We start from the raw sequence: 21,276 nt of genomic DNA, 5'->3' as shown, positions 1-21,276 counted from the left end.
CCGACCGGATGGGAAGTTCAGGGGGACAAGTGCAAGTCGGTCCTCTCGCAGCCGGCGACGCCGATCTATTCCTGCCCGTCTGGGTACAGCCTCAGCGGCAACATGTGCAGCAAGACGGAAACGCAGCCTGCGACCCCGAATTATAGCTGCCCGACCGACTTCACCCTTTCGGGCACGACCTGCACCAAGACCTATCCGGCGCAGCCCAACTATAGCTGCCCGGCGAATTACACGCTGTCGGGTACGACCTGTTCAATGACCCTCTCGCTGCCGGCGAGGGTCACGATGGTCTGCCCGCCCGGCGCCACCGAACAGAATGGCACCTGCTACGGCGAGAGCGCGGGGCAGAGCGAGTGCGCCGAGCTCGAGTCAAATCCCAAATGCAGTCACGTGCGGGACACGTGCCTTGATGAGGAGCCGAACGGCCCCTGCAAGGTCACCGAGCGCACCTTCAAATGCCCGATTCCGAATTCTCCGCCGACCGATGTGAAGGAATATGTCTGCGGCGGGTCGATGTATTGCATCAACGGGAGCTGCAGCGAGATCGAGGAGGAAGCCTCGAACGAATTCAAGGATGCGCTCGTTGCGATGGGCGCGATCGATCAGGTCGGCAAGGAATTCGATCCCGATACGATGGGGCTTTTCAAGGGCACGCGCGAGACGTGTCACAAGCCCGTATTCGGTTTGGTCAACTGCTGCGCTGGTAAGGTGTCGGGCCTGTTCTCCGGCGGCGTCGCCGCGGCGGCCGCCTGGGCGGGGCTCAGTGGCGGACCTGCAGCGCTCGCAGGCGTCGCCACCCAGTTTCTCACCACGTTCCTTTGCTCGAATGAAGAAAAGCAGCTCGACGTAAAGGATCGCCTCGGTCTTTGCGTCTCGATCGGCAGCTATTGTTCATCGAGCTTCCTCGGCGTCTGCCAGACGAAGCGGAAGGCCTATTGTTGCTTTGAATCGAAGTTGACGCGGATCCTGCAGGAGCAGGGGCGGCCGCAAATCAACAAGCCGTGGGGGAAGCCCAAGGAAGGACAATGCGCCGGTTTCACGGTCGACGAATTCTCGCGCCTCGACCTCAGCAAGATGGATTTCTCCGACATCTATGCGGACTTCCTCGAAGCCGTGAAGCTTCCCGATGAAGCGCAGATGGCGAGCGACATCCAGGCGAAGATCGATGCCTATTATAAGCAGCATGGACCGGGAGGAAATTGACGAGATGATTCCATCCCGACGGCTTTCGGTCCTCGTCAGAGCGGTGGATCACATAGGCGAGGAGCGCGAGGTTCAGACAACCCCGCTCGGGCGCGAAGTTCTCGAAATGCACAAATCGTCGCTCGCCAAGGCGGCGCTGCGATCGCGGCAAAGCAGCCTTTCAAAACGGAGAAGAATGATGAAGACGGCGATCCGTAGCGCGATTGCTCTTGCCGGCGCACTGCTCGTCGTTTCCGGCGTACCTATTCGAGCACAATCTTCGGTCGAAGATCGCTCTCCTGATGCGACTAGGCCCTCTCCCAGCCAAGACTTCTACTGCGGCGCCCGCAAACTCGGAACTTGGTTCTATTGCGACAAACCGAAACCGCGACCCAATCCGAATGCCCCGCCGCCGCCGTCGACAGCCGCGAGCGAACGGCTGGCTGCGATCGCCAAGGAGCTCGACGAGCTGAAGGCGCGGGCAATCCTCGAGCCGTCGGAAGTGAATGTGACAGCCTATATTCGTTTCCAGCGCGAGCAGCTCGATCGGGCCTCGATGTTCTCCGATGTCTGGCAGCGGTCGATGTGGCAGAACCCAGAGCTCGACTATACGCTTCAGCGTCCCGTTTCGACGCTCGCCAAGCGCGCCTGGATCGACAATCGCAAGGCTGAACAGGAGCAGGCGCTCCGGAATCTCTCGAAACGCTACGGGATCTTCTATTTCTACGCGCAGAGCTGTGGCGCGTGCGAGATCTTTGCACCCATTCTGAAATCGCTTTCGATGAACAGCGGCTTCAATGTCGTTGCCGTCTCGATGGACGGCGGACCGAACCGCGAATTCCCGAATTACGTCGTCGACGTCGGGCAGCACGCCAAGATGGGCCTCACCACCAAGGCCACCCCGACGCTGGTGCTCTATGACACCGTGACTCGTCGCCCGATACCGATCGGCACCGGCATCTTGTCGGCCGACGAAATCACCGAACGCATTTTCATGCTCACGAGCACCAAAGTGGGGAGCGACTTCTGATGGTCGACATCAAATTCATCGCGCGGATCCGCGTGGCCGTTTCCCGGATCGGGATTGGCATCATTGCGCTTTCCGTAGCCGCGGCGCCGGCACAGGCGGGCGTTGGCGACGAGATGAGCGACTTCTTCAACGATATGGGCGCGTCGGCTAATGCTACCGGGGCGACGGCCTATCAGGGCCAGTCCGCGGGCTATTACTCGCTCGGCTCCGTATGGGCCCGGTTCCCGCAAAAGAGCGTCTATCCCGCCAACATCCAGCTTCCGAAAGTCCGTGCTGGCTGCGGCGGCATCGACATCTTCTCGGGCTCCTTCTCCTTCATCAACATGTCGGAATTCGTCGCCAACCTGAAGGCGATCGCGAATAACGCCATCGGCTTTGCCTTCAAGCTCGCAATCGACAGCATCAGTCCGCAAATCGGCGGCGTGATCGACCAGATGCAGGACATCGCCAACAAAGTGAACCAGTTCAACATGCAGAGCTGCGAGGCAGCCGCCGCGGCCGTCGGCGCCGTATGGCCGAAGGTCGACGCGGCGGAGGATCGAATTTGCCAGTCGATCGGCACGTCTGCAGGGCGCTTCTCCGACTGGGCAAAGTCGCGTCGCGGATGCGGTAATGGCGGCGAGCGATCGTCGACGATCAATTCGAATACCGACCTGGCGCTTGCGGCAATGACCCCGGGCCCGAAAAACTACGCCTGGGACATGATCAAGCAATCGCCGCTTGAAAGCTCGGATCGGCAGATGCGCGAGCTCGTCATGACGCTTACGGGCACGATCGTCGTGGGCAAGCGTCCATCGGACAACGACCCGCTCCCGATCATCTATAGGGGGGAGGGCGATCCCGCGATCCTCGATGCGCTGCTTGACGGCGACAAGGAGATCGACGTCCTCGGCTGTGACGAAACCGACAAGTGCCTCAATCCGGGCAAGCGGACGATCCCGGCGCTTGGGGCTACGGCATTGCGGCCTCGTGTTGCAATGTTGATCCAGTCGATGAGCGACAAGGTGCGGAGCAATGCGGCACTGACGACCGAAGAGAAGAACCTCCTCGGCGTTGCCAGCATCCCGCTTTACAAGGTTGTTGCCGTACAGGCGGCCTCGGGCTTCAACCTGTCGCCGGGCGAGCTCAACTCGCTCGCCGAAGTCACCGCGATCGACCTGCTCAACTCGATCGTCCAGCGGATGCTCGATCAGGTGGCCTCGGGCCAGTCGAACAACAGCAATCAAGCCGATTCCGAAAATTTGCGCCAGTTCAACGAACAGCTTGCGCGCGTGCGCCAGCGGCTGTTCGAGCGCGAAAGCACGGTGAACCAGCGCGTGACGCGGACCTTTGAGATCGTCGATCGCGCGATGATGATCGAAAGCACCCTGCAGACGCGCATGGCGCCGGGGATGGCGGCATCCCTGAATTTCTCCCGCGCTTTGTCGGCGCAAGGTTTGCGGCCCTGATTCCGGGCTGAAGGAGCGCGTGCGATGATCGAGGTGTTCACGGTCGGGGGCGGGGAGTATCTCGTCAACGTCTTCAACGCGGTGGCGTCGTGGTCAGGCTCCGGTGGTTACCGTGGCCTCATTCGCGTTGTCATGGTCATGGCGTTCACCTGGGCGCTCCTCGTCACGGCGTGGAATATGGATCCGCGGGCGCTCCTCAAATGGTTCATGCAGGCGACCCTGATGTATTTGGTCGTCATGGTGCCCACGATCTCGGTAAAAGTTACCGATCGCACCAACCCAGGCGTGACGGCGGCGGTCGTCGACAATGTTCCGGTCGGCCTCGGCCTGGTCGCCGGCTTCACCAGCCAGATCGGCGATTATCTCACGCGAGCCGCCGAGACCGTGTTCGCCATGCCCCAAGTGCTCAATTATTCGACCGGAGGCATGATCTATGGCGCGAAGTTGCTCGATGCTACGCAGGGCCTGAGGATCGACGATCCGGTCTATGCGACCAACCTGAACGAGCATTTCAAGCAGTGCGTCTTTTATGACATCCTGCTCGGCCGCAAAACCTATGACGACACCCTGAAGTCCTCGGATCTGCTCACTGCGATGGGGCCGGGGTCGGTCGCGCTTTCGCAGCAGTATATCTATCCCGATGGCACATCGGGCATCGTCACCTGCGAGACGGCCTACAATTTCATTCGCAATGGCTGGAGCAACTACTACGCCATCGCAGCTCCCAAAATTGCAGCTCAGTTCTTCCCCGGCATTCCGGTTGCGCAAGCGTCGACCCGCCTGAACAACGACATCAGTAATATGAACGCCGCAGGAATGGGCTCGAGCAGCGGTCAGCTCGTTCGGCAGGCGATGTTCATCAATGCGCTGACGGAGGCGCGCGACAGCTTTGCTAGCGGATCCGCGCAGGGTTCGATCGATGCGTTCGCGCAGACTCGCGCGGACATTCAGACCCGCAATACCTATTCGACGATCGCGTCGGGCGCGATGAAATGGGTTCCCTTGCTGAACATCGTTCTGACGGTCGTTTTCTACTCGCTCTTCCCAATCCTGTTCCTGCTGATGCTGCTGCCCACCAACGGCATGACCGTTGCCAAAGGCTATATCACGGGCTTCTTCTATCTGGCTGCCTGGGGGCCGCTGTTCGTCATTTTGAACATGATCTTCATGTCGCGTTGGCAGGATTCTCTTGCATCGTGGGGCGCGAATGGTGGGATGACGGCCGCCAACTTCTCCGGCATCTCGGCTGTCAACCAGGACGTCGGCGCGCTCGCCGGCTATATGATCATGTCCGTGCCGTTCATCGCTGCCGGCATGGCGAAAGGCGCAATGGCGATCGCGTCGCATTCCGCGAGCTTTCTCTCGCCAAGCCAGAATGCGGCTGAGCAGGCCGCGGCCGAAGCGACCACGGGCAATTATTCGTACGGCAACGCTTCGCTGATGAACCGGCAAGTCAACACGCTGCAGCGGGACCAGTACACGACAGCCCCGAGCTTCAGCACTGGCGCCGCGACCATCCAGCAGCGCGCCGGGGATGGCGCGTTCATGCGTTATAACGAAGATGGAAGTTTCGCTTACGACACTAGTCAGGGCATTTCGAACCTTGGCTTCGCGATCTCGGCGAGCAAGGATTATGGGTCGCAGCTGCAGAAGGGGCTTAGCCAAGGGTCGGGTGTCGTCGAGCAGAAGCGCGTTGCGGCGAACGATAGCTGGGCGACGACGCGCACGGAATCGGCGCGGCTGTTCGACACGGCGCAGACGTCGGCGAGCTCAACAACCGAAGAAGGTCGCTCGCTGCAGTCGTCGATCGCTCAGGTCCAAGATCTTTCGTCACAGTGGTCGAATACGCTTCAGACCCAATTTGGCATGACGAAAAGCGAAGCGGATAAATTGGCTCGTGATACGGTGTTGACCGGAAGGGCGGGAGTTGGTGCGTCGGGTGCGGTAAGTGGAAAACGCGGGCCGCTCTCAGGTCAAGTCGATGGGAAGATCGGCATCGACGGCAATTCGAGCGACAGAAGGAACACAGAACAGGGCGTTTCAACTCAGAACGCAAACACTGACGCCTATCAGTGGCTTGAAAGGGAATCGAATTCGGAGGCTGCTCGGCAAGCGCGCGAGAGCTTCTATCGTGCAACCACGTCGTCGACCGACAGTCAGGTCCGTGGTCTGGGGCAGGAAGTATCGCAGGATCTGAGGCACTCACAAAGCCTCAGCGAGGAAGCTTCGCGCGCGGAAGAACGGTATCAGCGTTGGTCGAGCGAATTCTCGCAGTTCGAGCGCGACGGCTATGCCTTGAACAAGAATTTGAGCCAGGAATTCGTCCGCTATGCTCAAACTGCAATGATGGACCCGCAAAATCGTCATCTCGATCAGAGCTATCACCCGGGCCTGGTCAACATGACGACGACGCAGGCGATGACGCAAGACGCTTTGCTGAAGCAGTTCATGGACGATCGCGTTGATCAGATGCACCGCGACCTCGGCGTGGTTCCGGACGCTCCTGCCGGCACGATTGTGGGACCCTCGTTCTCTACCGCCGACGACATACGCGCGATCGGCGCTGCCGGTATGGCCGAGATCGCAGCGCGCGGCCCTGCGGTCGATGTTTCCGGTACGGCACGTGACGTAGCGCTCGAGGATAATGTGAGCGGTCGACTCGATGGGAGCGTCGCGCGCCTCGATGAATATGGTCACGGCATGAGGGCAACCTTGCTCGGCGATCGGCGGCAGGCAGACAGCCTGGGTGCAACGGCGGAGGCTCGGAACGATTCGTGGGTCATCCGCACCATGCCAGGCGTGGCGTCGGCGATGAGGGCGCTCGGGCTCGATAACGCGGCGGACGCGCCTCTCGGCGGGCACCGGGTAAATCTGGGAGGAGTAGCCGCCGCCGCCGGCCTCGGCGTTAAGGGCGGGGCAAATCTCAATTCAATGGACTCGAGCATGGCGCCGGCGTTGACCGCCGCTGCTGCCTCGGCTCACGCGCTCGGGTTGCCGCAGCGCATCGTAACGTCTGCCCGCGACAGTCAGCATTCTCGCGGTAGTTTGCATCCCGAAGGGAAGGGGCTTGATCTGCGCGGGAATGACATCAGCATTGCGCAGGGCCGCCAGTGGGCTCGCGATGTTCGCGAACGCCTCGGACCGGACTATGACGTCAATTTTGAGACGTTCCGCGACAATCCGGCGAACAATCATCTTCACATCGAACATGATCCAAAGCCGCGTGGCGGGAAGGGTCGCAAGCGCTGACGCCCGCGGCCAGCGGAATTAACCGCTGGCCGTGGTCAATGTGTTCCGAAGACAAGGATGAACCCGAAATAGGCGGCAACTACCGCCAGCCCGGCATACAAGAGGCGCGCACCCCAAGGCCCAAGCTCCTTCATGTCGCCACGGTTCTTGGTTAGTCGTGCGAGTCCATCCTCCGCTGCTGACGAAACGTACAGCGGGTGCGACGGATCGTAGAGTCGCCTCGCGAAATTGTCGTCGTCATTCATGGGCCAATCCTTCGATGCGAACATACAGGAAACACCCAAGAACGGCAAGTTTCTGCATGTTTTGCGGTTACAGATAAGCTCCGACGCAGCGGAATTTGAGCCGGGTTTGCCCAGGAAAGCCGCCATTCTTGTTTTGATAACAGCTCAGAGCTATATAGGAGCAACGATCCAGAGAGGGTCGCGTTAAGAGTCGGATGATGGCAAACGCTGTAACTCAAGCGCTTACTACGGTGAACGCCCCTTACGGGGCGGCTGTTTCTGCACATCAGCTTGCCGCTATGATCGTCGATTCCGATAGCGCGATTAGCTTTAATGCGCCAGTTTTCGCATTCTTCTCCGAAGTTCCGCTTCAGGTCCAGAAGCAGTTCATGTGGGCCATGAATGTGGATGAGCAACTAGCGAGCCAAGTCGCTGAGCAAGTCTCCCAGCTTTCGGGTTACGCATTGCCGCTGGCGGCCTGACGCCGTGCCCGAGAAGCGGCCAAGCGAATGGCCGGCCCTTTTCGATCTCGCAATCGATATCCTGAAGCACTTCAACGAAGCGAACGGCTTTTCACCCAGTTGGAGTTTTGGCGGCGGGACTGCGCTCATGCTGCAGATCGACCATCGGGAGAGTCACGACATCGATCTGTTTCTGGACGATCCACAATATTTACCGTTTTTGAACCCGGAAACACAGGGTATCAAACTCGAACGGGCTCCCGATAGCTATCAGGCCGGCACGGATGTCTTAAAGCTCGCATATGAGGAGTTGGGCGAAATCGACTTCATTTGCTGCGACAATATCCTGCTCGACCCGACCGCAGCGACCGATGTACGAGGTCACGCTGTCGCGCTTGAAACTCCGGCAGAAATTATTGCAAAAAAGGTGTTCTATCGCGGTTGGAGTCTCCAACCGCGAGACATGTTCGATCTCGCCGCGGTCGCTGAGCATTTTGGGTCCGACTACGTGCTATCGGCCCTCAAGCAATGCCCGCCTGACAAATGCAAGACTGCGCTGGAAGTCATCGACAAGACCAACCCGGCCTATGTCGAAGGGATCATCGGGCAGCTCATGCTGCGCGAACACACGCGCAGCCTCGTCGCGCATTCAAGGGATATCAGCCGAAACCTGATTGAGCTTGCAATCACCAACTGACCTCACTTCGGGCTAGCACTACCTTTTGGCCGCACCGTCGCGCTCGATATCGTTCCGCAACGGCGCAAATCTTCATGGCGCTGCGATCCAAATTCGATATGTCGAGGCAGCGTCTGGGGGCGCTACGCCAGATTACACAGTCTCGATCTAACTTCCGGAAAACGGCGCGCGAGACGTCTTATACGATAAGGGGGACCAAGTCTTGGAGCCCTCAATAGGGGGAAATTTTGGACCTATTACCGCAGTGGACGGAGAAGGCTGACAAGCGCGGCCTAGACCCCCTAGGCATCCAAAATAGCGGCGTGCTGCTCTACCAAGCCCTTTTGCCGGGTATCAGCAATGTTACCCTCAGAATGCGCTATTACTGCTATTATTGCTGGGTCAGCGAAACCTATGCGCGTAGCGGAGCGTCCGACGATTTCGAGGCATGGCGAACCTGGCTCCGCAAAGCTGAGGCGCTCTACGCCCTCGTCGCCGCATATGCCGAAGAGACGGGTGTCGGCGGAACGGAATGGGCAAATGGCCGGCTCGCCGTAGACAAGAAGGTCATCGACTTCGCCGCCGCCGCTTCAACCGATCGATCGCAGAAGCTATATTTGCGCCAAGCGCTTGGCGTCTTCGGAGGCGCATATTTTTCCCAGATGGAAGAGATGGGGCTCTTCACCTACAATAAGCATGGCATCCAAGTCGCCACACGCGAACTCGGCAAGCGAGCCGCGACCCTATTCGCCGATGCGATCGGCCCAGACGTCGCAAAGCTGCTCAGGAAGAAGATCGCCGACGCCAGCGTGAGTGCTCGCGAACTCGAGCGCCTTAGCCCAATTGCTCCGTCCGAAATCGACGAAGACGGCGCCGAGCGCGAATTTTACGAAATGCTCCTTTTCGCCGAAGGTGACACTGCCTCGGAGAACGCGCACAGTCGAAGCGCATCGCTGCGGCTCGTCCTCCATACAGCGCGCGCCATCGAAGCGGCTCCCGGACCGGAAGATGTCCGATGGCACCTCTTCGATGTGCCCGCGGATCCTCTGCCCGCCGAGCTTGAGGCTCAACGACTGAACTGGGAAGTCTACAACTGTCAGGACCTGATGCAGGTGGCGGCCGCGTCCCTGCTGGCTTGGGCCCTCTCGCTGCTCAATTCCGCCGACGGCGGATTGCCGATTCTCGAAATCCGCGCGCAAGTCGTCGACGAGCTCACGTCGCAATCCGAGCTGGGATTCGCCGGATCATGGCGTGAATTCCGGTCTAGGAATGTCCGCGAGACCTACGACTTTAGAGAGACCTGGAACCAGATTACAAACTGGCGCGGCGCCCCTGATGAGAAGGCGATGGCGGCCGTTCAGCTCATGGCGGCGCTCCATCAACGGACCTTGGACCGTCCCGATCTCGCTGACCGGATCAATCGAGGCTTTCCTCTCCGCGGCATGGCGCATTCTCTGCGCACCGAGCTAAACTGGCTGGCCTCGGAGGAAGATCAGACCGTCATCGAGAAGATCGCCGACTATATGATCGAACGTGTAGTTCGACGTCATAGCTGGGTTGCGATGCAGAAGCTGCGCCGGCAGCGAGATTATACCTTCCTGTTCGAGGTACGGGACGGCCGACTGATCTATCTCAAAAACTATCAGCCGGTCGCGACGACACCTCGCCTTATGCCTGCGATCCAGTTTCTTGAAGACATTCACCTCTTGAATGAAGATGGTCCGACTTCGCGCGCGCTTCCCTTGCTGGAGGCAGCCGCATGAAACTACCTGAACGGTTGGGCCGTCGACCCCGCAAGCCTTTTCATAGTGCCATCACAACCACATTCGCGGTCGAATTCGCGGCGGTTGAAGAAATCCTGCTGCCGCAGCTTAGGGCCAGCGGCGCCAACAATCTTCTCTTGGTGGCCGACGATCGCATGGCGGCTATGGCGCTTACCGACGGCTCGAGATTGCCCGTCGCGCTCGGCCGCGATTACGCACTCCATAGCCCACCAGCGAGTGACGGCATCTTCCACCCGAAGATCATTCTGCAACTCGGTCGCGAAACGGGAAGGGCATTTGTCAGCTCGGCCAACGCCACCGGCGCCGGCCTCGGCGGAAACGTGGAAATCGCCATCGAGATCGAGTCTGGCAATGAAGATGGACCCGAACGTGAAATCCTACGCGCCATCTGGCAGTATCTGAACTCCTTAGTTTCAGAGGAAGCGTCGCCCGCACGAGATGCGCTGCGCTGGGCACGCGAACGGGCGCCGTGGCTGGAAGGGCCGGTCGGAGCGCCGCTCAAGGAACTCGACGACGGCTCTGCGATTGGCTTTCTTCCTTCATCAACCGATCGCGGAATTTCGAACCAGTTTGTGGAATGGATCGGCAACGAGAAGGTGCGGAAGCTGCTCGTTGTCAGCCCTTATTGGGATAGCAACCTCAGCGCCCTTTCTGAATTGGCGGCGGAGCTCTCGCCCAAAGAAATCATCCTTCCTATCGACAGCGAACACCACGAATTCCCCGCCGAAGCTGCCTTCGCAAAAAAGGTTCGGCTCGTAGATCTCAATTCCCCGAACTCGCGCTTCACTCATGCGAAAGTCTTCGTCGCGCTGACGAAGCATCATGACCATATCCTTTTTGGGAGCGCGAATTGCACGACTGCGGCGCTTAGTAGCGCCGGCAGCAACGCGGAGGCCTGCGTCTATCGGCGGCTGCCCGCGGGGACCGCAGTCAAAGCATTGGGCCTCGATCGCTGGATCGACGCTGATCGGCTTGAGCTTTCCCAATTGGCGGACCGCGAAGACCTGCCTGAAATCCCGCTGGCGATCTTGGAGGCGCGGCGTCCTGGCTCCTTTGAAACGGATCAAGGTTCCCTGTTCTGGCAGCCACCTATCGGCGATGCGGGAGACGGTATCATCCAGCTCCTAGACCGTGCCGGCGCACTGCTAGACGACATTCCAGCGGCGTCCTTTGCAAGCGCGGGCTCTCGACTAGCAGTGCCGATCACCTCGGAACTTCAGCAGAAGCTGTTCTTTGCGCGCATTGTCCGCGGCGAATTTGTGTCAACGACGGCCCATGTTTCGCACCGTCAGGCGCTGAGAGAAAGTCGCCGGGAAGCAGCCAGCGGCCGCGTTGCTCGTGCGCTTTCTCAATTCACCGATGGAACCGATTTTGAGCTATGGATGCACGAAGCATTCGAAACGCTGGTCCGGGCCGATTTCTCGCAGAGCAAAGAGGGTGCCGCGATCGCAAGCGCCCGCCCGCGAGAACCGAAAGAAGTCGGGGCGGCGGCGGACCCCACAAATCTCAGCTATGAGGAATTCACCGAAGCGCGCCCAGGCAGTGCGCGGGGGAGTGGGAACGGAGCCAATAGTCTCGCGGGCACCTACACCGACAGCATTCGCGATTTCCTCAATCTGTTGACCGGGCGCAGTGAGCCCAGCGCCGATCGCGACGATGACGGCTGGCTCGATATGGGCGAAGAAACGGATGATATAGATGACGTGCCGGATGCCGACGTCGAGTCCGCAGCGCTAGCTTCGGTCAACCCGGAACCCGTCGAGCGTCGGAAAATAGATGCCAAAGAGTTCGAATATTATATCTGGGCCTATGCAGAGGAAATCGAAGATGACGGGGATGCCATCGGATCAGCCGAGGTCCTCCGTCTTCGCTATTGGATCCTGCTCCTGCTCTTCAAGGCGCGCTGCAACGATCTCCCCAAGGGGCTCGATTGCTCGAGCGCACCCCAGTCATGGCCCCGACTGGTCGTACGGGCGCTCGTCGCATTCTTTGGCGGTAAATCGCCAGCTATCTCGCGGCTCATGATGGCACGAGAGTATAGCGAAATGCCGGTCGACTTTATGGAATGCTGGGTAACCTCGCTTTGGGCGCTCGACGCCATTGAAGCACTGATGCCGAACAATCGGGCAAATCGCGACTTCCTGCCATATGTCTCAAAACTTCGGGTGCTGATGATAAAACTGCTCGGCCTTACCGCTGCGGAACTAACTGGCACCACCGCCGCGGACATTCGCGCTGGCTTGGATCGCTCGATCGGAATGAGACTGGGGTTGCTGGCAAGCGCGGACAATATCGCGGCGACAGCGGCAGAAGACACCATGGTTGGTTCGGAAAGGGACGGAGTTGAATGAGCAAGATTTGGATCGGCGTAGCCGCCGTCGCGACCATCGCCACCGGTTACGGCGCTTGGAACTTCCTGTCGCGCCCGGTCGATATGCCGCCATCGGCTGGCAAGCAGGTGACTTGGGAGAAGATGGCGGATGGAAGCTTTGTTGCGCAATCGGGCGTCGGAGGCTTCTCTGACGCGCTGACCCGCTGCTGGTCCATCAAAGACGGCTACGAATGCGTTCATGCGGCGCAAATGTCTCAGACCATCGACATCTCTGCGGGGGAAGTGAAGACCCTGCCGAACGATGGCAACATCAGCGGGATCGGTTTCGAGGGCGACAAGTTGATCATACCGGACGCCTACCGTTGCTCTTCGATAGGCATCGGCAATCCGGAAGAGACAATCGTAGGTCGCGGCAACCGGTTGGCATCGACCAGCAAGGGTTGGTCGAAGGCGTATGTGACCAAATATCTGGCGGACAATGGCATCAGCGCCAAATGGTTCAACTGCGTGGGCTTAGCCAAGCTATTGGACGACGGTTCCTATGCGACGTTGGGAACGACGTCTGTCACCCGGAAGATGGTGTTCGACTAGATGATCGCTTGACCGGAAACCTCACTCCAGCTTACGCGGATTTTCCCCTTCGCCTTGGGGAGTGATTTCCGGTCGATCAGCTTCCCGCTGATATCGAACTCGTCGTTGATGCGGACGATCAGAACCTTGCTGAAGTTCCGCGCCATGTTGATTTCAACGGTGTCCGTCCGCTTGAACGGCGTGATCGTTTTGATTTCGATCAGGTCGTTGCCAAGTCGTCCGTCGGACCCTTGCGCGTAGTTTCGGTTCAACCGGATACCGTGGGTGATCGCGCCGTATAATTCGCCGATATCGCCGTAGACGTGCAAATGCTTCCCGGTGTGGGCATTGTAGCTACATGCCGTTGAGAGAAGGCTTTCGAAGATCGGGACAAGGGAGATGTCGGCGTTTGGATATTTCGCCCGCCATTCCTTGTATTCGATCTGCTGATTAATCTCGTCCCAGCTGACCCATTCGCCATCGTCCCAAAAGGCTCGGTCGTGATCGGCAAGTTCCATCATGGGCACACACTAGCAGCAATTGGTGAACAGCTTCTGTCGCTGAAGATGTAATCCGATTGTACACGGGTAGAAACATACGTGCCCGGAACGTTCGTGCCTCCCGATCCTCCCTTAACGTCGGGACACAGCTATTCTGGTTGTAAGATCATCGGCATCTGTGTCGCCGACGTAATTGCCCTTTAACGCCTGTCCGGGTAATGCTCCGTGATGAATTCAACACGCGGGGGCGGATGTGTCAGGACTTTTTGCGATCATTTTCTTGGCGGCTGTCGTCGGGGTTTTCAAACCCTACATTGGGAGCCTCAAGCGTTGGCATTTCGCCATAGCTGCGATCGTCTCGCTGATCCTTGTCGGCTCGTTTGCTGATCCGAAGGCAAGCACCACAATGGCGGCAAGTGATCCAGTCGCCAGCACGACAGAGCCGAGCGCGAAGGGTGAGGACGCAGCGCCCTCTGCGCTGCCGTCGAAGTGGACCTACAACGAACAGATGGACGAAATGCGCGGGACCGTCACGAAAACGGCGCGCCTGACCAGTTCGAACGAAGTGAACCTTCAATTCCCGTATGGAACGGTCAGCGGATATATTGAAGTTCGCAAGCGCCCGACTGACGGACTGAACGTGATGTTCCTTGTCGATAAAGGGCAAATCCTCTGCCGTAGCTACAGCGATGGTCATGTGTCGGTGAAGTTCGACGATCAGCCTATCAAGCGCTATGCTTGCGACGGTGCCAGCGACGGGAGTTCGGACATCGCGTTCCTCAGCAACGAATCCGGATTTCTTGCCAACCTGAAAAAGTCGAAGAAGGTCATCATCGAAGCCGAATTCTACCAGCAGGGTAACCAGCAATTCGCCTTCGACACGGCAGGCTTGGATTGGAAGTGACGGGCTTTGCGCGCCGCTTTCGTTGGCTGTTACCTATCGCACTTGCTCTTGCAGCTTGTGGGTCCACGGCACCAGCCGCCCAATCGGAAAACGCAAAACCTTCCGGGATCGGTGGCTACGGCAATTTGAAGTTTGGAATGTCGTTCGCAGAATCGACCGGGCTGACCGGCTTGAGCCGCTTCAATCCAGCAGCCGTCAAAGGGTGCTTGCTCGAACTAGCCGTGCGCGGCTGCTATCTTACGCCCGACAATAATCTTATCTCCTACACCAGTGTGGATGGCATCCCATACACGCTCGCGCTGTCCTTCAACCGGTTTGACAAACTGACCGACATCTCGCTCAAATACGAGCGCGAGATGATCGACGACCCGGACCAGAAGATGTCGTTGGAAGATTGTAGAGCCATCCATGAGCGGACGGCTGATTGGCTCGTGAAGGACTTCGGAGCCTTCGAGCAGAAGAAGGAAAAGGGCGTAGAAATCGTCAAGACAGCCAAGGGTAGTGAATATTCTTACTATCTCGACGGCACGACGTTTATCGCCAGTTTTCAGAAAAATCTCTCGGATAAGCGTCGGATATTGCTAGTTTCCCATTATATGGTTCTCGGGTCGAACACGACGTGCAGCATCGGTGCAGAATTTTCCGAGCCTGACACGGTTGAGCGTTGGGAGCTTTCACCCGACGAAAAGAAGCAATTAAACGAGATCACCAAAGGCTGAGGACATCGCTGCGTAGCCGGGGCACCATCAGTGTGGTATTATGACCTATGGCGAACGAACTGGACGACATCAGGGCGCAGGCGAACTGCCCGGCATGCGGTTTCGTGCTGAACCTCACTTACAAGACGTTGCGCTTGCGGCGAACGGTCGAATGCCAAGGTTGCGGCGAGACGATCCGGCCAATTGACGAAACACCGATTGGGAAGGTTCAGGCGCTGATCGACGACGTAAACAAAGCCGCATAACCTCTTCCGAAAGGCGCTCTCACATCACCAATTGGACTTGCGTCCAGCCGTGGTATTTTTCTGCCAATTCTCGAAAATTTCTTGCAAATCGGGCGGGATCGCCGCTTCGAATGCCTCATCGAGCGGATAATGTGGCATGGCCTCGACGACGGCGTCGAGCAGCGCCAGCCCCTGCTTACGGTCCTTCGGACGCTTAAGAGGGTTGCGCTTGGCCTGCTCTGACATCCAGAGTTTGTGGAGCGCAAACCATCGAGGGTCCGGCGCTACGATCCGGGCAGGGGACCCATCGCGGCAGCCGACGACTTGATCGACCGGTCGACCAAGCAGCAGCCACTCCTGCTCTTCCAAAGGAATCGGCCGCGGTTGATCGCGGTCGCTCAGTGTTTCGGCACGAGACGGCGCTACGAGCAGCTCGACCTCATACGCCCGGGCATTCCGTGCTTGGAAATCACGCTCGCTGTTGATTGTGAAGGTCGGGTCGACGGTCTTCAGCATCTGCCAGACGGTTTGTTCGGAATTGTCTTGCTCGGCGGCGACCCAGGCGAGATCGAAGTCTTCGGTTTCGTCGGGCAAGAGAATGAAGCCATTGGCCTCTATCATATAGGCCGCGATCGCGTTGGTGCCGACGACGAGGAGGTGCGAGCCAAGAAGATCGCGACGATCGCATTCTCGAAGAATGGGACCGGCATCGCTGGAAAGCAGGGGAAGTCGCAGAGCCCGGTACAGAGCGGCGCTTTCGGCAAGTTTGGCGCTCAGTAGTGCGCCACGTTCTTTCAGCTCCGCCTTTTGCTGGCGATATTTTTGGAACTCGGCTTCCCGCGCAGCGTCCATGCGACCGAGCGACTTGCCGTTTCCGCTGCGATCATGGATCTGATAGAGATATTCATATTCGCCCACTGTCTTGCGGCGCAAATCATAAGGCAGCGCGGCCCGGGCGCGTTCGGTTACGACCCAGGCTTCATATCGTTGCCGGAGGTTGACGAGAAGCCGGGATTGCTCATCGCTGAAGGTGCGAAGGGTGTCCATGAGGAGTTATCCCACAATTTCCAAAGTCTGTCAAATGTGGGATAAATAATTGTTCGATAACAAAGATTATGTTAAATATCAGCATGTTCTGGCGTGGGCCTGCCGGTCTTGTCGGCGATGCTTGGCCCATGTCGCCGCTTTCTAGCGCCAGGCGAACACCCTGGTCCGCGAGCGAGACCCGCCGGAGGTCAAGCCCCAGCCGAGGCTGTTGCAGCCGCATCGGCCATCTTGGCAAGCCCCGCAGGATCGCGACCCACCGCAGCGAGAGCATAGCCGTGAGCTCCTACATCGTCAGCTCGGCGGCAACATGATGATGAGCGCGGTCGTCGTAGGCTGGCGGCACCTGCGCCATCGCAGCAGCAATCTGAGCCCGGACGCCGCCAACTTGCACCTGTGTCGGGATCGCCGGCTTTTCCATGGCGCTTTCGGACAAACAGCGGAAAACCATCGACCACGCATTCCAACTTTCACGTCGCTCGGTGGGATCGAACTAGTCTGTAACCGGCGCGACAGCGCAATCATCAGGTTCTTGATGCATTTGTTGAAGTCGAACGTCAAATATATCAGCAGACTGTCGTCATCGTCTGAGAGAATTCGGACATGTTAGGGACAAAGCGGCGTGCCGTTCCACAGATAGAGTTGGAGTCACGCGCGCTTTAAAGCCGCCCCCGGCATTTTCTCGTGTTCGTCTCCGTTGGCTCGCAGGGTGGCGACGGGATGGGCCGCGAACGGAATGGTAGGATTCGGCGAGGGGCGCCGCCATAGCTGCCATGAATAGCTCGCCAGGCATTTGCCGTCGACTACAACGGGGCCGCAAGCGGAGCAGCAGGTGTTGGGCGTCATCCTCCCGCATTACATCGCCCGTGGATCACGAGAGAGCGCATTCCGAATGAAGCTCGGTGCCGACCACCGACTTTGCGATTTGGACCAGGTGCGGATGGTGCGTGAAGAACAGCACCTGTGTGGTCCGAGCGACCTCAGCGAGGACACGGAAGCCTGCCTCAGCGCGCCGGTCGTCGAAGTTCACGAAGAGGTCGTCGGCGAGGAACGGCAGGCCGACCCCAGCCGCGACAGACTGCTCGAGCGCGGCTAGCCGCAGCGCGAGGAAAAGCTGGTCGGTGGTGCCCTCGCTCATCGCGTCAACCTCGACCATGGTCCGCGTGTCGTCGCGCATACCCAGAAGTCGCGGGCTGGGAGCGTCGGTGTCTACCTTGAGCGTAGCGTAACGCCCCGTGGTGAGCGTCGAGAAAAGCTCGCCCGCCCGCAGGAGCAATGGATCCTGATGCCGTTCGCGATACTTCTCGATCGCCCACTTAAGCGTCACGGCCTGAGTCCGCTTCAGAATGTAGTCCTCCGCTAGCACCTCCAGCTCGGAACGGGCCTGCTCGGCGTCGGCGGCTGCGTCTACTGCGGAGGTCCCATCCGTATCGAGGGCGGCGAACGTCGCCCGTGCATCGCCATGCGCGGTAGCAGCCTCGTCGACCGCGGCGTTAAGCTCTTCGAGCCGGGAGCCGAGTGACTCCAGTTGCGCAGCAACCTGGTCGGGATCGGCCGCGCCAACGGCCGCCAGCAGCTCGTCGAGTCTGAGGCCGTCGCCTGCCTCCAAGATCGCGCGCTCGGTCGCGGCGATCTCATCGGCCAACCCGCGCTTGGCCCGTGACCGCTCGATCGCCGCGCCGAGCGCGACCCTGTCCGCCGAACCTGTCTCGGCGAGCAGCGGCGCTAGGGCCTCCTCGGTCGCTTGGAGCTTGGCCTGCGCCTCCTGAAGCTCGCCGTGGCGGCGCTTGTCCTCGTCGTGCAAGGATCCGTTCACCGTCGCGGCGCTCCGCGCGGCCGCGAGCCGGTCGCGCAGTGAGCGCAGGCGTTCCTGGACCTCGCCCGCCGGGACGCCGATCGCATCGGCAAGCTGCCTCACCGCCGCCGCATGCTCGCGCGTGTCCCGGCCGATGCCCTCGATGCGCCGCCGCATCGACGCCTCAGACGCCGTCGCCTCGCGCAACTCGTCGAGCAGGTCGAGGACCGCGGAACAAGCCGACACGTCGATGTCCAGACCGGCCTCGGTCAACGCTGCGCGCCACGCATCGCCGTTCGCATCCAGCGCGTCCTCGGCCACCCTCTGCCTGCGATCGAGGGCCGCCGTCTCGACGTCGAGCTGGTCGAGTTCGGCTTGTGCCAGAAGCCGCTTGCGGGCGACGTCCTCGAATTCCGCGCGGCGCCTCTCCGCCCTGGCGAGCACCGGCGCGATCGGACCGCCTCCGTCCGCGACGCCGAGCGCAGCACTCATCGCCGCCCGAGCGGCGTCGCGCTTGGCCTCGGACAGCTCGACGTCCGCTATCAGGTTGCGCACCTCGGCCTGTGCCGCCTCAGCGACGTCGCGGTCCGCCTGCCAGGAGTGGAATCTGCCGGGCTCGAGTGCCGGTAGGCCCACATCGGCGAGCCGTCGCTTCCAGCCGGCGACCGTCTCCTCGTGACAATCCCTCGCTGACTGCGCGCGAGTTTCCGCCTGCCTACGAGTGAGGTCGTGCGACGCCCGCGTCTGTTCGAGAAGCGAGAGCTTGCCCGAGGCATCTGCGCTGGCGAACCGCGCATCGGCGCGGTCGTCCGCCGCCGCTACGCCCGACTCGTATCCCGCAATGGCTTCAGCGGGTGCCTGCAAGGCCGCGCCATTCAGCAGATGCTCGCGCAGCGGTCGCCAGAGACGGTCACGCTCGGTCCGTACCTCAGCCATTTCCTCGGGCGACACCGCGGTGCCGGTCGCCAATTGAGAGATCTCCAACGCGGCGGCCGCCGACTGGTCCGAGGCTCGCTGCGCTGCCTCCTCCTCCCGGCGGACCTCAGCCACCAGCGCCGCCAGTGCGTCGCGCGCGTCGTGAACCTCGCTGTCGTCAACCCTTGGGAGGCAGGCCAACGCGTCCCCGTCGCCCGTCCAGGGTGCGAGTCGCGCGAGGGCGGCGTCGGCTCGGCGCGTTGCACCGTCCAGCTTGACCCGCAACGCATCGCAGCGTGCGTCGGCATCGGCTCCGAGCGCGCGCGCGTGATCGACGGCGGAGGTCAGCGCATCGACGGCGTCGCTGACGATTGTCGCGGCGAGCGCCGCCGCAGCACGGCCACGCCGCTCCTCGACGCGCTGTCGGTCGTCCTCGACCTGACGCATGGCCAAGCGCTGCTCGCTGTGCACGCGGGCGAGTTCGCGCAGCAGGGCCGCCAGTTCGCGTTGAAGCGTCGCGCCGGCGTTCCGGCCGGCCTCGGCGCGAAGCCGACGGACCGTCGCCGCGGCATCGGCATGCTCAGCCTCAAGGCCAACGAGGTCGCGCTTCGCCTTCACCTCGGCACCCGCATCGGCGACCAGGCGATCGATCTCATCGGCGACGCCCAGCACCTGTGGGTCGGTCAACACCGCAGCGCGGCGGTTGGCGATGTCGGCCCGAAGGCCCTCAGCGGCCGCTATCGCCCGCACTGCCTCCTCGGCCTCGCGCACTAGTTCCTCCGCAGCCGTTTCGCGCTGCCGGCCCAGGTCGACGACACCGTCATATCCAGCGAGCGCTATGGTCTGCTCCTCGCGCCGCCGAACGAGCGGCGCGAGGCGTCGAACGCGCTCGGCGGCCCGGGATTCCGCCTGCACCGCGTCACGATCGAGGCGCGCGGCCTCGAGCGCCTCGCGGGTCCGCTCGGTGGCGGCCCGCGCGTCCGACCACGCCTTCGGCTTCAATGCGTCGTCACGAACCAACCGCGTGGATTCTGCGAGCTGACGCTGGGCCACCGTGAACGTGCGGCTCCCGCGGTTGGTCGGGCCCCATATAGCGTCGGCCTCCGTCTCCAGGCGCCGCAATTCGTCGGATACGCCGGTCAGCCCGGAGCCGGCGGCGAAGAGCGTCCGCCCGACGTCGTTCTTCGCCTCCACCATCGCCTTTCCGCCGGAGCGGAGTGTCTCCTGATCGAGACTGAAGGATAGGCCGAATGTATCCCGGGTTTGGCCACGCAGCATCGCAGCGAGTGGAGCCTCGTCGATCGGGACGTCGTCGGCACCGAGCAGTGTGCCGCTGGTACCTTTCTTTCGGCGGCAGGCAAGCGTCGTGCCGCCATCCTCCAGCACCGCGCCGACGCGCAGCAGAGAATAGTCGAAGAGGAAGTTGTACGGCGAGCGGACGGGGAACCCGAACAGCAGGTCGGAGACGGCCGCCAGCGACGTCGTCTTGCCCGCCTCGTTCTCGCCGTAGATGACGTGGAGATCCGGAATGCCCGGGCGGAAGTTCAGTTCGCAGTCCTCAAAGCGCCCATAGCGCTCGAGCGATAGGCGGGAGAGGCGCATGGTTAGCCCTCCGCCGTGAGGCGCGACCGCAACGCGGTCGACGCGGTACGGAGGACGCCCGACCAGTCGCCGCGGGCGGCGGCTAGTCGAAGTTCGCCCTCATCGGGATCGCCGAGGGACGTGCTGGCCGCCAGCATGAAGCGCTCGAGGTCGCGGCTCAGCGCATCGATGAGGTCCGGGTCGCTCGCCGCCTCGTCGATCATGGCGCCCAGGTCGTCGCCGACGACGAGGCCCGTGCGCGCCGGCTCGGTAACTTCGACCCGGACCTTCTCGACGAACAGGGCCGGGGATATCGAAGATGCGAGCGCGCGGACTTCGTCGCGCAGCGCCGGGGCATTATCATGGAGCGCGCCCGCCTCGACCGTCTCGCCGCACAGCGTCACGCGCGCGATTAACGGCCGACCCGAGGCGTTCGCGCCGTGAAGCCCACGAGTGCAGAGCGCAGCAGATCCCCGACCTCATCCATTCGCGCTTCGGCGCAGTTCACGTCGAGACGCACCCATCGGATAACGTCGAGCTCGATCCGCTCGACGGAGGCAACCTCGCCGTCGTCAACAGCAACCAGGACCGCGCCCTTGGCTCCGGTCTCTCTGATGGTTCGCCCCTGCACGTTTGCC

The 21,276-nt window shown here is 60.8% G+C and carries 17 protein-coding genes and 2 pseudogenes; 12 read left to right on the top strand and 7 right to left on the bottom strand.

Going from position 1 to position 21,276, the window contains the following annotated elements:
• Positions 1-312 precede the first annotated feature (312 nt).
• The 4 genes and pseudogenes from CD928_RS23955 to CD928_RS22075 all read left to right on the top strand — a co-directional run.
• Positions 313-1,203, top strand: a pseudogene (locus CD928_RS23955) (conjugal transfer protein TraN); the annotation flags it as partial.
• Between the two features lie 175 nt (positions 1,204-1,378).
• Positions 1,379-2,212 (top strand): conjugal transfer protein TraF, encoded by an 834-nt coding sequence (locus CD928_RS22085; RefSeq protein WP_037554262.1) that lies wholly within the window; start codon positions 1,379-1,381, stop codon positions 2,210-2,212.
• The gene (locus CD928_RS22080; RefSeq protein ID WP_052182092.1) at positions 2,212-3,660 is read left to right on the top strand and encodes a conjugal transfer protein TraH; all 1,449 of its coding nucleotides are present in this window, start codon (positions 2,212-2,214) and stop codon (positions 3,658-3,660) included. Before CD928_RS22085 ends, CD928_RS22080 begins: the two co-directional genes overlap by 1 nt.
• A gap of 24 nt (positions 3,661-3,684) precedes the next feature.
• A complete protein-coding gene (locus CD928_RS22075; protein ID WP_052182091.1) occupies positions 3,685-6,909 on the top strand; it encodes a conjugal transfer protein TraG N-terminal domain-containing protein in 3,225 nt (1,074 codons plus the stop codon).
• 35 nt (positions 6,910-6,944) lie between these two features.
• Here CD928_RS22075 and CD928_RS22070 read toward each other — a convergent pair whose 3' ends face one another.
• Positions 6,945-7,154, bottom strand: a complete 210-nt coding sequence (locus CD928_RS22070) for a hypothetical protein (protein WP_037554261.1) — start codon at positions 7,152-7,154, stop codon at positions 6,945-6,947.
• A 197-nt stretch (positions 7,155-7,351) separates the two neighbouring features.
• On the opposite strand from CD928_RS22070, the gene CD928_RS22065 reads away from it, so the two are divergent.
• From CD928_RS22065 to CD928_RS22045, 5 genes are all read left to right on the top strand, one after another.
• A complete protein-coding gene (locus CD928_RS22065; protein WP_095389420.1) occupies positions 7,352-7,615 on the top strand; it encodes a hypothetical protein in 264 nt (87 codons plus the stop codon).
• A 4-nt stretch (positions 7,616-7,619) separates the two neighbouring features.
• Positions 7,620-8,291 carry a nucleotidyl transferase AbiEii/AbiGii toxin family protein gene (locus CD928_RS22060; protein ID WP_037554259.1) on the top strand — a complete coding sequence of 224 codons (672 nt, stop codon included), beginning with the start codon at positions 7,620-7,622 and terminating at the stop codon, positions 8,289-8,291.
• A 227-nt stretch (positions 8,292-8,518) separates the two neighbouring features.
• On the top strand, positions 8,519-10,033 hold the full coding sequence (locus CD928_RS22055; protein WP_141237228.1) for a hypothetical protein: 1,515 nt from the start codon (positions 8,519-8,521) through the stop codon (positions 10,031-10,033).
• Complete coding sequence (locus tag CD928_RS22050; protein WP_040110188.1) at positions 10,030-12,405, top strand: hypothetical protein; 2,376 nt, start codon at positions 10,030-10,032, stop codon at positions 12,403-12,405. Before CD928_RS22055 ends, CD928_RS22050 begins: the two co-directional genes overlap by 4 nt.
• Positions 12,402-12,977, top strand: a complete 576-nt coding sequence (locus tag CD928_RS22045) for a hypothetical protein (RefSeq protein ID WP_037554256.1) — start codon at positions 12,402-12,404, stop codon at positions 12,975-12,977. Before CD928_RS22050 ends, CD928_RS22045 begins: the two co-directional genes overlap by 4 nt.
• Here the strand turns inward: CD928_RS22045 and CD928_RS22040 are convergent.
• A complete protein-coding gene (locus tag CD928_RS22040) occupies positions 12,974-13,477 on the bottom strand; it encodes a hypothetical protein (RefSeq protein ID WP_037554255.1) in 504 nt (167 codons plus the stop codon). The two genes, CD928_RS22045 and CD928_RS22040, sit on opposite strands and share 4 nt — an antisense overlap.
• Positions 13,478-13,709: 232 nt before the next feature.
• On the opposite strand from CD928_RS22040, the gene CD928_RS22035 reads away from it, so the two are divergent.
• Genes CD928_RS22035 through CD928_RS22025 form a run of 3 tightly spaced genes read left to right on the top strand, consistent with a single transcriptional unit; the run spans position 13,710 to position 15,324 of the window.
• Positions 13,710-14,360 carry a hypothetical protein gene (locus CD928_RS22035; protein ID WP_052182089.1) on the top strand — a complete coding sequence of 217 codons (651 nt, stop codon included), beginning with the start codon at positions 13,710-13,712 and terminating at the stop codon, positions 14,358-14,360.
• Entirely contained in the window at positions 14,357-15,079 is a 723-nt protein-coding gene (locus CD928_RS22030) for a hypothetical protein (protein ID WP_141237227.1), read from the top strand. Before CD928_RS22035 ends, CD928_RS22030 begins: the two co-directional genes overlap by 4 nt.
• Positions 15,080-15,126: 47 nt before the next feature.
• Entirely contained in the window at positions 15,127-15,324 is a 198-nt protein-coding gene (locus CD928_RS22025; protein WP_037554252.1) for a hypothetical protein, read from the top strand.
• A gap of 24 nt (positions 15,325-15,348) precedes the next feature.
• Here the strand turns inward: CD928_RS22025 and CD928_RS22020 are convergent, their stop codons facing one another.
• The 5 genes and pseudogenes from CD928_RS22020 to CD928_RS23535 all read right to left on the bottom strand — a co-directional run.
• On the bottom strand, positions 15,349-16,350 hold the full coding sequence (locus CD928_RS22020) for a GSU2403 family nucleotidyltransferase fold protein (RefSeq protein WP_037554251.1): 1,002 nt from the start codon (positions 16,348-16,350) through the stop codon (positions 15,349-15,351).
• Positions 16,351-16,633: 283 nt separating this feature from the next.
• Positions 16,634-16,798, bottom strand: a complete 165-nt coding sequence (locus CD928_RS23540) for a hypothetical protein (protein ID WP_176473670.1) — start codon at positions 16,796-16,798, stop codon at positions 16,634-16,636.
• Between the two features lie 420 nt (positions 16,799-17,218).
• Positions 17,219-20,659 (bottom strand): YhaN family protein, encoded by a 3,441-nt coding sequence (locus CD928_RS22015; RefSeq protein WP_095389290.1) that lies wholly within the window; start codon positions 20,657-20,659, stop codon positions 17,219-17,221.
• A gap of 2 nt (positions 20,660-20,661) precedes the next feature.
• Complete coding sequence (locus CD928_RS22010; RefSeq protein ID WP_095389289.1) at positions 20,662-21,042, bottom strand: hypothetical protein; 381 nt, start codon at positions 21,040-21,042, stop codon at positions 20,662-20,664.
• Positions 21,043-21,050: 8 nt separating this feature from the next.
• A pseudogene (locus CD928_RS23535) lies at positions 21,051-21,276 on the bottom strand (hypothetical protein); the annotation flags it as partial.

The sequence above is a fragment of the Sphingopyxis sp. GW247-27LB genome (assembly GCF_002277025.1).
Taxonomy (GTDB): Bacteria; Pseudomonadota; Alphaproteobacteria; order Sphingomonadales; family Sphingomonadaceae; genus Sphingopyxis.
The sequence above is the reverse complement of the archived record's forward strand: the minus strand, read 5'-3'. Positions and strand labels throughout refer to the sequence as shown.